The 12247-nt window shown below is 37.1% G+C and carries 16 protein-coding genes; all 16 read right to left on the reverse strand.

Going from position 1 to position 12247, the window contains the following annotated elements:
* Positions 1-5: 5 nt before the first annotated feature.
* Positions 6-932, reverse strand: a complete 927-nt coding sequence (locus IGJ34_RS11590) for a distal tail protein Dit (protein ID WP_430597519.1) — start codon at positions 930-932, stop codon at positions 6-8.
* Positions 932-4219 carry a tape measure protein gene (locus IGJ34_RS11595; protein ID WP_430597520.1) on the reverse strand — a complete coding sequence of 1096 codons (3288 nt, stop codon included), beginning with the start codon at positions 4217-4219 and terminating at the stop codon, positions 932-934. The genes IGJ34_RS11590 and IGJ34_RS11595 overlap by 1 nt, the downstream gene beginning before the upstream one ends.
* Before the next feature lie 15 nt (positions 4220-4234).
* Positions 4235-4465 (reverse strand): hypothetical protein, encoded by a 231-nt coding sequence (locus tag IGJ34_RS11600; RefSeq protein ID WP_430597521.1) that lies wholly within the window; start codon positions 4463-4465, stop codon positions 4235-4237.
* Positions 4466-4560: 95 nt separating this feature from the next.
* Entirely contained in the window at positions 4561-4914 is a 354-nt protein-coding gene (locus tag IGJ34_RS11605; RefSeq protein ID WP_181429524.1) for a tail assembly chaperone, read from the reverse strand.
* 53 nt (positions 4915-4967) lie between these two features.
* Positions 4968-5522 (reverse strand): phage major tail protein, TP901-1 family, encoded by a 555-nt coding sequence (locus IGJ34_RS11610; protein WP_111248362.1) that lies wholly within the window; start codon positions 5520-5522, stop codon positions 4968-4970.
* Between the two features lie 11 nt (positions 5523-5533).
* Complete coding sequence (locus IGJ34_RS11615; protein WP_430597522.1) at positions 5534-5893, reverse strand: hypothetical protein; 360 nt, start codon at positions 5891-5893, stop codon at positions 5534-5536.
* A complete protein-coding gene (locus IGJ34_RS11620) occupies positions 5890-6228 on the reverse strand; it encodes an HK97-gp10 family putative phage morphogenesis protein (RefSeq protein WP_111248364.1) in 339 nt (112 codons plus the stop codon). Before IGJ34_RS11620 ends, IGJ34_RS11615 begins: the two co-directional genes overlap by 4 nt.
* Positions 6228-6530 (reverse strand): hypothetical protein, encoded by a 303-nt coding sequence (locus tag IGJ34_RS11625; RefSeq protein ID WP_430597523.1) that lies wholly within the window; start codon positions 6528-6530, stop codon positions 6228-6230. The genes IGJ34_RS11620 and IGJ34_RS11625 overlap by 1 nt, the downstream gene beginning before the upstream one ends.
* Entirely contained in the window at positions 6527-6877 is a 351-nt protein-coding gene (locus IGJ34_RS11630) for a phage head-tail connector protein (RefSeq protein WP_430597524.1), read from the reverse strand. The genes IGJ34_RS11625 and IGJ34_RS11630 overlap by 4 nt, the downstream gene beginning before the upstream one ends.
* A gap of 38 nt (positions 6878-6915) precedes the next feature.
* Positions 6916-8052, reverse strand: a complete 1137-nt coding sequence (locus tag IGJ34_RS11635) for a major capsid protein (RefSeq protein ID WP_430597525.1) — start codon at positions 8050-8052, stop codon at positions 6916-6918.
* A gap of 14 nt (positions 8053-8066) precedes the next feature.
* Entirely contained in the window at positions 8067-8459 is a 393-nt protein-coding gene (locus IGJ34_RS11640; protein WP_430597526.1) for a hypothetical protein, read from the reverse strand.
* A gap of 11 nt (positions 8460-8470) precedes the next feature.
* On the reverse strand, positions 8471-9226 hold the full coding sequence (locus IGJ34_RS11645) for a DUF4355 domain-containing protein (RefSeq protein WP_430597527.1): 756 nt from the start codon (positions 9224-9226) through the stop codon (positions 8471-8473).
* Positions 9198-9470, reverse strand: coding sequence for a DUF2829 domain-containing protein (locus IGJ34_RS11650; protein ID WP_206843075.1), 273 nt, complete (start codon positions 9468-9470; stop codon positions 9198-9200). Before IGJ34_RS11650 ends, IGJ34_RS11645 begins: the two co-directional genes overlap by 29 nt.
* 137 nt (positions 9471-9607) lie before the next feature.
* Positions 9608-9736, reverse strand: coding sequence for a hypothetical protein (locus IGJ34_RS11655; protein WP_277991758.1), 129 nt, complete (start codon positions 9734-9736; stop codon positions 9608-9610).
* A complete protein-coding gene (locus tag IGJ34_RS11660; protein ID WP_430597528.1) occupies positions 9733-10668 on the reverse strand; it encodes a minor capsid protein in 936 nt (311 codons plus the stop codon). The genes IGJ34_RS11655 and IGJ34_RS11660 overlap by 4 nt, the downstream gene beginning before the upstream one ends.
* Positions 10646-12247 carry a phage portal protein gene (locus IGJ34_RS11665; RefSeq protein ID WP_430597529.1) on the reverse strand — a complete coding sequence of 534 codons (1602 nt, stop codon included), beginning with the start codon at positions 12245-12247 and terminating at the stop codon, positions 10646-10648. Before IGJ34_RS11665 ends, IGJ34_RS11660 begins: the two co-directional genes overlap by 23 nt.

Below are 12247 nucleotides of genomic sequence, written 5' to 3' on the forward strand. Positions count from 1 at the left end.
CCTCCTTATAAAAATCTATTTGAATACCTTATAGTAAGAGTAAAGTCACTATCCTTCGCTTGGATAAACAAAGGTTCGTTCGGGTAAATATAAAAATCATTCATTGGTCTAATCATCGGGTTACCATTTTTTGTAATATTAAATTTTTTCGTATCAATAAAAATATCAGCATCATCGAAATCACCTAAATTTATGGTGTCGTTGCGAGTTTTGATCCACACGTCACGTCCAGTACCTTTTAATAGTATTTCGGGTTTAACTTTTAGTCCCTCAACCGTTGGATAAATTTCAATAGGTTTAGATTCTGTTCCGTCATCCCCCATCAGATAAGAACTATTTTGGAATGTTATCATAGTTGATCCCCAATAAGCCCCGCCTTCAATAACAATAGGCATGTCGACAGCACCAGACCCAGTGTTCCCCATTAAATAGTTAGCTTTAAACGTTATGGTTTCAGAGCCCCATGTGACACTTGTTGCATCTGACCTAGTATATTTATACGGGTCATTAAGAGTGATAGAAAACGTGCTTATGATTTTATTAGTACCATCTGGTACACTTGATACTTTAGATTTACTACCACTCCATAACATTTCAGGCTCATCGTTAAACCAAATTTCAACATCTTTTTCACTAAATAATGTGATGTTCAGTCGATTGAATAAGTCACGAAAGTCAGATTCAGTATTAGCAATCAGAGCATATTTAATTGTAAGCTCTCTCTCTGGTATGCGAGAGTAAACCTGTCTTTTCCCGTCTCTTATTCCTAGCTGATAGCTTTGGATTTCTGTAGTAGCGAGCTCTCGCCCAGAAACTGATAATGTGCGATAACCAGGGATTATCTCTTCTAAAAATTTCCCATTAAAATTCATCGCTTCCTTTGGAATATCATTCATATTAGGGATTTCGGTAGTATCAACAAAGTTATACATCAAATCCTCCTCCCTAACGCTGCGTTCTTTTTATTGCTAATACCCTGTAATTCTGCTGCCATAAAATATGCAGTTTCTCTTGCTAAAATTTTTCCATCTAAAATCGATTCGACTGTTATACTTAAACTCTGACTACTTTCTCCGGTAAGTTGGCTAGTTTGTTGTCCGATAGCTCCAGATGAAATATTCATAGATGCATCCGAAAGTAAGGTACTTGCTTTTCCTACTAACTTAGCGCTCTTTTCCATTCCAATAGCTAAACCTTCTCCAACAAAACCTCCGATTTTCATCATTACTCGAGAAGGGGAATGGATATCTAATGCTGATCTCATTGTGTTTGCAACATCATTTGCAATTCTATTCGCATTCTCTATTGCGTGTTCTCCACCTTGATTTATTCCATCTGCAAAACCTGCCATCGCATAATTACCAATCGTATTCATTTCATTAGGTAATCCGTTTAATTCATTTTTAAGGCGATCCGCAATAGTCCTAATATTGCGAATTGGCTCATTTTGACCGTTTTCAATCCCCTGTGCTAAACCTGTTGTAATAAATTTTCCGTTATCTGCCATCACCCGTGAAGGGGAATGGATTCCAAGCGAACTTCTTAATTGCTCATCTACTGTGTTCCCCATTTTCTCGGAAGCTTTGCCGGCAACATCAGTATTTTCGCTTATTCCTTGTGCTAACCCATTAGGGGCTTCTTTTCCAGATTGATAAAGTTTTGGTTGCAAGTCTTTTAATGGGCTTACAGCTTTATTAACTAGGCCTTTCGAAGCTTCCTCGACTTGGGTAGAATTTTTTTCAATGTCATCTTTTAGAGTTCCTGTAATCCTTCCACCTAATGTGAATAAATCACTTGTTTCAAACTTTTGTTTAGCTCCAATTGATGCTTTATCAACTGTTTTACTCATCTCATCTACAAAGGGTTGCGATCCTTCTCCAGCAGTTCTTACCATCGCATCATTAGCAGCTTTGACACTATTAGAATAAGTATCGCTAAGTGTTTTTAATTCCTCATCACTACGATTAACCAACTCTGCTGCCTGTTGAGCTCCTGCAGGACCCATTTTCTCCAATTGAGCAATCAACCCTTGATCAACACCTCGTTCAGCTAAAATTGCAACGTTGGACGACCACTGTTGCACAGCTTCGGCATTTTTATTCAAATTTTCTATCATCTGCTCTAAGCTTATAGCTTGCTTTTGCTCAATGGCATCAAATGCACTAGTAGTCTTTTCCCTCAATGCATCATATTGTGTTTGCATCGCATCAAATGCAGTCTTTTGAGATTCTGTTAGGTCGGTATAACTCACCTTTTGTTGTTCAACCATTTGAGCTTGCACATAGCTTAATTCTTCAGCGCTTGCCTTAAGTCCATTGTCTCTTGTGATAGTCGCTTGTGCAATTTGTTCTTCAATATTATTCCGGTTCTCTTTGGCAGTTGTCAAAGCTTCTTCCGTGTTTTTAATTTCATTGCCCCAAGTAATGAACTTATTGTCTACTTCCTGTTTCGCTTCCTCAGCTTTTTTCAAGTTTTCTGTAGCTTCAACTCTTTTTTGCTGTAACTCTATCAAACGTTCTTCCGCAGCATTACCCATTTCTTGCTTTTCTTGCAGTTCAAGACGCTTTTCCAGTTGTTCATTGCTCATTGTAATGCCGTCAGCTTCTTCATTGTAGGCTAAGCCAAGCCCTTGAACCTTGCTGTTTAATTCGTCAACTTTTGTTTTCAAGAGTTCTTTTGTTTCAGCAGATTTGTTTTCTTGTACAGCTAAATCCACAACTTCGTCTTTCAACTGACGATTCATTTCGCTTTGGGCTTTGGTTTTCTCTATGCCTTTGTCGTAAGAAGTAACGGACTCTTCTAAAGATTCTTTCATGTCAACTTGCGCTTGCTTTAATTCTTTTGATGCTTTAGTATTTTCGTTATTCATCCAGACTAGTGCAGCTCCTGCAGCAGCAACAATTCCCATTGCAATTCCAACTGGTCCTAAAGCGGCGTACAATCCGCTAGCAGCCGCTTTGAAACCGATGGTTGCTTTAGTTGCCAACATTTGAGCCCCAGTAGCAAGACTTATTTTACCTGTAAGAGCCCCGAATAATACTGTGCTAGTTTTTATCGCTAAGTTACCACCGACTGTTGCAGCTTGGTATGCTTTAGTCGATGCCATCCCTGCTTTTGTTGCAACGGTGTACGTTTGAAATACATTCGAAGCAATTTTTACGGATTCGCTCATTTTTGTTATCATCGGTGTAATAGTGTTGATCACTTTCATCGTACCGATAGCCGTTCCTACGCCAGTTACTGCTACTGTCAGTGGTGGTAACAAAGGTTTTAAACTACCTATAACTTTAATAAATTGCGCAAAATAGGGAGTTACAACTTCAATCGAGTTAATAACGAATTTAAACGAGGTATTTATACCCTCTTTCATTTTGTCAAAAATACCCATAATACCGTCTGCGTTAATACCAGCATCTTTTACAAATTGATCGAGCGCTTTGATAACATTAGCTACACCTTTTGTAACAGCATTTCCCATGTTTTTAAAAGATGTTCCAATACCTTTTGAGTTAGCTCTAGCCAGCTCAGCAAATCCGCCAACACCACCATTCAATTTAATTATTTCATCGTTAAATTGAGTAACACTTTTTTCTCCACTTTGTAATGCTTTATAAAGGTCCTGAGTAGAAGCTCCAGCTCCGAGCATAGATTTAGCTGTCTTATCTAGTCCAATTCCCATAGTGTCCTGGAGTGTACCCCAAACATCCATGTCAACTTTCCCTGAACGCAACATTTTTAAGTATTGCTCTGTTCCTCGAGCTGCCTTATCTCCACTAGATCCGCTAGCCAGTAACGCATTATTCAATGCGATTGTACTTTCAGAAGCCTTGTCCGCATCACGAAAAACCAAAAACATTTGTTGAGCTGTTCCTGTTACTTCATCTAAAGTCGATGGTAAGCCATCTATGCCATCTGAAAGAATCTGCATCCCACTATCTGCTTCTTCTGCGCTTGCTCCCAAGGATTGTAGAACAGTTGGATATTGATTCAACGTGTCAAATCTTTTTATGGCACCACCTAAAGAGTTGGTGATAGCAGATACACCAATATCTACCAATTTAAAAACACCAACACCTTTGGCAATATCCAAGATGCTAGTGTTTGTTTTTTTCATTCCATCGTCTAGTTTGTCTGTTGTACCAACAGCGTTGTTCATTTTACTAGTGAAATCTTTATCTACCGCAGATAAAACAGCTTGTATACTGTATGATTGAGACATTATTTACCTCCTTCCTCACATTTTAGATAGGAGCTTGTACATTTCTATTTCAGATTCATCAACATCTAAAGATTTACTAGATACGCCAGTTTCTATTAGCTTCTTATCATAAAAGTCGTAAAATGTAGGATAAGCTGGAACTAATTTATCCCCTTGCTTTTTAGTGTTTTTAGCCACTTGAATCTTATAGGCTAATAGATGGAGATTTTCCATTTCGTCCATTTTCTGTAATTTCTTGCCTTCCATGAGGATTGAATATTCCCATACAGTCATTCTGTTGATTCTGTCGAAATCAAGAATGTTTAAGTATCTGATAATATTTAAAACAATTTCGTCATGTGTTAGTCGTTTATTTGAAGTTGTTTCTTCCACATCGCTAGTTTCTTTTTTGCTACATTAGATTCCCCTAGCTCTGTTAAAACTTGCTTGAATAGTTCATCCATATTCTCTGATTCTTCGATGAATTTATCGACCTGATGGCCACTAGGACGTCCTTTTTTGATGTGTGCTGTTCCGTGATAAATTACTTCTTGAAGTGCTGTAGCACTTTCAGAATACAATTGAGGTAATAACGTATCTAGTCCAGCCCCGAAGGTTAAACCTTGTCCCTCAATTCTGTAAATCATGTCTATCTCACGATTAAACGCTAACCCGAAAACAATCTCAGTGTCTTGTCCATTGATTTTTAATTCCATGTGTATTCCTCCTAAATAAAATGGAGCAGATAATTTCTGCCCCATTCCTTAATTTATTTTTTTTCCGTTTTAGCTTCTCCGCCAGTTTCAGGAACATATTTACCTGTATCACGGAATGAGTATTGAATAACTTGTGATTGTTCATCAGTAACGGTAGCCATTCCTTTTGCTCCAGTACCATTGATTGCTAATCCAATAGATAGTTCTGTTAAATCTTCAGCGCCGAATGTCGATTCAGTCGAAGTAATGTATCCTTGGTAATATGTCGCTGGATATTTTTTTGTTTCGGCCGCTTTCGTCAGGTCCTCGTCAGTTGTCTCCGTTTTAGTGATTTCCCAAATTTCGTATAGACTTCCATCGATTACAGCCTTTTCTAATTCGTCTTGCAAGGTGTCTCCTTCCGCCAAAACCGAAGTAACATCCATTTCGACTGTCGCAACTCCTGGGACGTTCACATTACCGTCTTTGGTGATTGTATTACTGGAATCACCTTCGATGGTACGACTATGTTCCGTTTGAAAAGCTAAACGTTTTGCTTCGACCGTTTCAGCTTCTACTAATTTTCTAAATAGTAAAAATACATTAATACCTTTGATTGCTGTTGCCATTAAAATTCCCCCTAATTTAAATAAATAGGCACAACTAAAACCCCATGCAACAGGGTATCAGTTGTGCTTGTATCTGTTAGTATTCGATCTTCTATTTCTGATTCTTTAACTTGAAAATTACGAATCAATATATCAATAATCATAGATTTTATTGTCGTTACATCTTTTCTTTCAGAGGCTAGCCCCCAAATATCTAAGAATAAACTAATCGTTTGAATACTCCCACTCTTCGTGATTAAACGGTCAGTGTCAATATTACTCATCTCTATAAATGGATAGTCTACATCATTCATCTGTTTGTTTGTGTATATGTCAATCCCAAGTTGTTGAATTAGTGTATATGCCTTATCAAAAATATATTGATCATTCATTTGACTAACCTCTGCATATCGCTTTTGTATTTCTTAATTTGCTGTTTAAAAGCTGGTCCAATGTATGGTTGAGCTTTCATGTAACGAGTTCCCCACTCAACGTATCCATCGTATTCAGTATGCGGCTCGGTAACGCTAGTTAGACCATTGTCCTTGATGGTTTGAGTTATCGACCTTTCAAGCGTTGAAGTATCGACTGGAGCGTTCACCTCGGCTTCACGAGTCAATTCAGTACCATTCATTCTCACAACATTTTTCAAATCATCTAACGTTGCATTTCTTTTAAGAGCTTTTTTGAACTCTGCGGCTCCGATGATAGTCTTTGATTTGCCCACTAGCTACTCACCTCTTCCACAACAAAAGCAGATTTGCGACTAGGTTGTCTCTTCATGGCTACTTTATACTTTTTGTTCTGATAGATCACATGTGTAGGATTAAAAGGTATTTGACTTAGTAGCCGAATGACCTTAGTACCTTTTCTCCAATCCCCAAAAGCAACCTGCATAACCTCTTGTGACGCATCAGTAACATTGGCTCGTCTCTCTTTAAACTCAGTAACTCTTGTAATTTCTTTACCTTGCTTCGAATCATACTCTTTTTTCTCTATGCGGAACTCAACTTTTTCATCATATTTCATATAAATCGTGCCACTCCCTTTCGGGGAGAAACATTCTGCTCTGCTTCTTCTTTAGCTTTCCAAGCATCGATGTCGTCTTGAAATTCATCCAAAAGTTTTCCGTAGTTAATCGTTTCTCCTTCTTGGCCGTAAGAGTTCATTCCTTCATTCCCTTTGCGGTTGAATCGTTTAATAGTACATTCAACTACGATATAAGATAAAACGTCAGGAACAGCTTCTAAGAAGCCTAAACGGACATTCAATTGCTGAGTTGTTCGCTTTATAAAATCCGTCAGCTGACTATCTAAATCAGTATCTTCAATTTCAAGAGTTCGTTTGACTTCTTCTAAAATATTTTGATCACTCATGACTGCCTCCTTTCAAAAATAAAAAGGCTAGTCATTGACTAACCTTTTGTTCTAGCGTTCTTTTTTATGTCATTTCCAGCGATATTAGTATTCAAAATGAAAACTGATGAAGCTTGCTCGAATGATGGTAAAGAAATCATAGACACTTTAGTTTCTACATTAACAGGATCTGATTTCTTCATCGTTGTAATCGCAACTCCTGTATCTACAATTGATACTGTCGAGCTAGTTCCTGCCATTAAATCAGATTCTTCAGGCGTGGTACCGAACCAAGTTTTCCCTAGAGTTTGAGCAGGTAATAGAACAAATGTTTCATCAGGTACAAACTTATGTGTTCCTGATTCTGTAGTGTAAACTTTATCGTAAATAACAATTTCAAGGTTCAGTTCTTCCGAGATATAATCTAATAGAGATTGTTTGGATAGTTTAGCTGCTTGAGCATTAGCATTGTTACCTAAAATAGTAGCCTTGATAGAAGCATTCTGACGTAAACTGCGGAAAGTTTTGCTATTCATAATCGCTCTTGCAGGGCTAACTCCATCTTCTTGCATTACTGCGATAGCTTTCTCGATATCTTCTACTGGATCAGATTTTTCAGAATCAGACCAAGCTACCGCGGCATTCCCTTTGTGTTCATCTGGAATTTCGTAATCAATGTCATAAGATTGCCCATTCTCATCAATTTTGATAGACCCAGTTGTCAACATCTGCATACGCATAATTTCTCGACGTACAGCTGCACCTCGTAACAAGTCAGCTATATCATCGAATACTCGGTTTAACAATACATCACGATAAGCAGCATTATTTGTTTGGTTCACCATATTTAATTCTTGACGTAACTCTTCATCGATATAATACGATTCTTTAAAGAAAATCATTTTTTCGATTAATTCTTGGAATCCTTCACGACCCCGCGGAATAACATCCGCATCAAACGCTGATGGTCTCAATGCTACTGGTGAACCTGTTTTACCTTTCAACCAAGCTAGCTTCATACCAAGTTGTTTATCTGCTGGGAAAAGTTCTTCTCCTAAATACGGTTGAGCTGCATTAACTTTTTCAGCCCAATATGTTGCTACATTCGGCGCTTGCACAAGATCAAAAATATTAAAAGTAGCAAACATTTGCAAATTCATTTTCATTAGTGTCTCTTTATGGATTTTTACTTTCATTTTATAATTCCCCCTTATTTATTACGTTTAACAAAGTATACTTTGCCATTTAACGCCGCTTTTGCTTCTTCTACTACTGTTAACCCGTCTTCTAAGCGATATTCATTTACAGTTCCGAAGTAAAGTAAAGTACCGTTTGCTGTAGAGGAATCATTATCAAAAACTACATCGTGCAACAATACCCCTTTTGCATTCGCTGCACTTTCAGCTGTATTAGTAACTGTAACTAGTGCTTGCTCGTCCCCGAAAGGATCACCACCACCTACTGGAGTACCTGCGGGGATATATTTTTTCCCTGCGGCGTTCAATTCTGTAACACCTTTAGAGCCCACTACGACAGATAAACTTTTTGTATTGTTTACATCTGCCAAAATCTGTCTTTTTGTTCCAAATATTCTTTTTTCCATTATTCTGCCTCCTAATTTTTAAAATAAGTTTGCTTTGTTGTGTCATTATTTGTTTTTTGAGCTAACTTTTTCCCATATCCGCCAACATCAGACATATTACCTGTGCCATCCATCGGCAATTTAGACCCTAAACGTTTTTCAAAGTCTAGTTTCATCACTTCGCGCTCTGCTTCAATCGACTCTAGGTACGTTTTGACATTGGTTGAGGTTGTTTCAGCATCTTCAGAAACAATTAATCGCAGCATTTCCTTAGTTGGCTTAGACCCCTTATCAGAAAGCATTTCGCTAGCTGTTTCAGTCATTTCTGCTAGAGTCTTCTCTCTTCTTAGATTATCGATTTCTTCTTGCAATTTCTGTTTCTCGTAATCCGTTTTTTCTTTGTCGTCCATTTCAGCTAATTTCTTTGCCTCATCCTGTTCTTTTTGCTGTTCTGCCTTCCATTTAGCAAATTTAGCATCAATGATTTTGTTGACGTCCTCATCCGAATATTTTTTATCAGATTCGTTCGTCTCTTGCTCATCTTTTGCTTTTTCTACAATTTCACCGTTAGTGGTGTTATCCGGATTATCACCACCACCGTTAGATCCTGTATCTTCCGCAAAAAACTGCAAGTTCATTCCTAATTTCTTTCTTTTCATGATAATCGTTCCTTTCCCATATCTTTTAACGTGGATAAATGCTTGCACTTCCATAGCTTTTAATGTCATCAATGCTTGGACATAATAAAAAGTTAAATTGCTAAGATTTGATTTCCCAATCTTCTGCAAATATATCTCCAATACTTGGCACCCACATCGCATGAGTTCCATCGGCATTTTTGATTTGTAAATACGGATTGACTTTAAATAAATCACCTTCTGATAAATCCCAAGCTTCAGCAGTCTGCTTGTTACAAGAGATACCTTCTGGATACCCTTTTTGGCGAACTATAAACATTCCTCTTCCATTCCAACCAGTTCGAAATACTTTCTTTCCTTCTTTTAGTAATGGTAAAATCTGCTCGAATTTCATTTAAATTCCCTTCTTTCCCTATAATAAAAAAAGCCTAGTAATCTGCTAGACTTAATCTTCTGTGTAATTCATTTCATCTATAATCGTTTAAACAGATACTCCACTTTCCTTTTCTTGTCTTTTCGCTAACATACTTTTCATATTTTTTTCTTCATCCAATTAATGATTTTTTCAAGCTCAAACAACCTACCTATCGCTAACTTAAAATCTCTAATAGATCCTTTTAAATCCGAATAAGCTTGTGAATATGTCTTTTCTTCTTTCATAGTCCTTTCCCCTCCAAATACTTCTGAAATTCTTCACGGTCAAAATACGGTGCTGTGCTACATCGGCAATTAGGATGTATTGGTGCTGCGTTCACTCCAACTTCAAACTTATCAATAGATATCGGTTCAGTTGATACAGCTTTGCAAATCGGACAAGCTGTTGCTTCTCGAATAAAAACAAACTTATCTATCTTGTTAGACGTATAGGATTGTTTCTGCACTTCGGATTGGACTCTTGCTAATTCAGTTCGAGCCAAACGCTCTGCTTGATTTTTGGCTACATCAAAGTACTTTTTTAGTTGCCTAGCGATTTCACGAGGGTTTAAACCTTGAACAATTGCTTTTAACAAAAGTTTCTCTAAAGCTGTCCTTAAATCTACTTGAATAATTCCCCAAATACGATCACTAAAGTATGCGTTTTTGTATGACCCATTGACTATGGAATCAATTTTGCTTTTGTAGTCTCCAGTGACATTTCCCAGAATCCCTGATTGTCTGTCAAATTCGCTTCTTGCTTCCGATGATAGGTATTCTTCAAATATTTTCTGCAACGTATCACTAGAGGCTGTTAGTTCCAGTAATAAGTTAGAGCGCAAGAGCTCTAAGCGATTCAGTTTCATTTTAAGGTTATAGATTTTCAATTCTCGATTCGCTTTAGGCGAGAAGTCTTTTTCTTTAACATACTTCTTAGCCTTTGTTTCAAATGCTTTGACATCCATTTCAGAAACTCTTTTTCTAGCATCTTGCATTGATATGCCTTCTTTGCTCGCATACCTTCCTAAAAAACCATCGATTTCCTTTTGGATTTCTGTAAGTGTATCAACATATAGGTTTTCAATCTCTTTCGCAATTTGTTTATCAGTTTTTTTACGAGCATTAATATTTTTTTCTTCTCGATCTTTCCAATAATTAATCTGGTTGTTCTTCGCCATCGTTCACATCAACCTCTTTTTCAGGTTCTTCATCATAGACCCGATTAACACTATCATCAGTTTCTTTCTTGATTCGTTTAATTTCTGTTTCTGCTGGAACTCCAGTCAATTTAGCAGCCATTTCACACAATGTTTCATCTGATACAATCCCGACCATGCCAGCAATAACTTTCATGATCTCCTCATCAGATTGTGGAACATTAGGAGTAAATAGGATTTCAATTTCATTAACTTTGTCATACAGTGACTCTTGTTTCTTATCTGCAGACATAAAAATAGACTTTACTTTGTCAGCAAAGCCTTGCGGTTTATTCAAATTGTCTTTTAGTGACCAGGAGTGGGTAAGCAATCTCAGACGTCGCATAATAGCTTTTTTAATCATGCGTTCTTTGTTCTTGCGATCGTTATCATTTCCCCAGCCTTTAAACCTAAACCCAATACCAGATTGATTGCCCCCCATATTTTCGTCTGTGAAGTCAATTAATGATGTAAAGCGCAACATGTCAGATACTAATCTGTCATTATACGCTTCTGTTCCAGCTGTATCGTATTCTTTTTTGAGATAGTAAGCATCTGGTTCACTTCCTGTTTGTCCCTCACCGTAATGCTTTTTATCTCCCAAAACTAATACTCTTGCCTTTATCATCGCATTAAGGACTTCTAGCTTAGTATTTTCTCCCTCTTCATCTGCTGCCGTTTCTGGATTACCTTTAATTACCAAATAAGCCTCTGACGAATCCTGTTGAAAGTTGGCCATAGATGATTGAGACAAATCATAAGCATCAATATTATCCAAAACTTTTTCAAAGTCTCCCAATCGTTCCTCATTATTTACCCATTCGTTAATTTGGACGGTATTAAAATAGGTTTGGTCGTGATCATAAAGAGTTAAGTCATCATAATCTTGATCTTTAGTCTCAAACTGATAAAGAAATCCATCGTTGGTATAAATATCGATGTAACTTGTTGTCTCATCATTAAACTCAACATCGTAATAATTTACACCACAAATAGAATTAGCATTTTTAGTTGTATCATAGATAACAAACGTACATTCCGAATTGAACTTAATTAATGTTTCTTTTCCATATTCATCACGACCTACATACTCGTAGGCTCTTCCTAAAGCGAGTAAATCGTCTGCCATTAGTTGGTTGTGGTAGTCTTCATTTGATTGACTAGCAAACTCATTAATTTTATTAGCAATTGTTTTTTCTCCGCTGTACTTTAACGGATTTCCCAGTAGTACACCTTTTTTAAAATTTACAATAAAACTTGCCCAATCGTTAGCAATCTTATTGTCTGCTCGATCTGCACTTTTATCCTCAGTAAATTTAATATTATTTTGTGCTAACGAATACCGCTTTAACTCCTGTAACCTTGGAACTTGCTTTTCTTTGTGATGACGGATAAATTTAACGATCATCTTCAGCATATCTTCGTTTTCGAAGTCGATCACTTCTTCTGTATATCCGTCAGTCGTTGCCATTATTCTTTTAGGCAATTTATTCACTGGTAAGCGATAGACTTTATTTGCTTCTTCATCAAATCTTGAACCGTTCAAAAGTTTCTTTTCCAT

Origin of the sequence: Enterococcus sp. AZ177 (assembly GCF_050544585.1) — a bacterium.
Taxonomy (GTDB): Bacteria; Bacillota; Bacilli; order Lactobacillales; family Enterococcaceae; genus Enterococcus_L; species Enterococcus_L plantarum.